Raw genomic sequence first — 265 nt, forward strand, 5'->3', positions numbered from 1 at the left:
TGTGCCTGGCGACCGACGCGTCAACTCGAACGCCAATGCGGTGCCCGCTGGGGAGCGGCGTGACTCCGGCCAGGATGCCGCCGCGGGCGAGGAACGACTCGACCCGAATGCCGCCGGGCGCCATGCCGCGACTGGCGCGGGCGTTGCATCCGACCCCAACACGGCGGGCAGCGCAACGGCTCCCGCGGGTGGTGCCTCGCAGCAGAACGCGGGCGGCAACCTGCGCCTGCGCAAGCGGGTCGTCACCGAGACGAAGCTCGTCGAG

At 73.2% G+C, this 265-nt stretch carries 1 protein-coding gene; it reads left to right on the forward strand.

All coding sequences use genetic code 11. The features are described 5' to 3' along the window. A partial coding sequence (locus ID132_RS08600) for a hypothetical protein (RefSeq protein ID WP_211198351.1) occupies positions 1 to 265 on the forward strand: 265 nt, incomplete at both ends.

It is taken from the genome of Gulosibacter sediminis (genome assembly GCF_014904065.1).
GTDB lineage: Bacteria > Actinomycetota > Actinomycetes > Actinomycetales > Microbacteriaceae > Gulosibacter > Gulosibacter sediminis.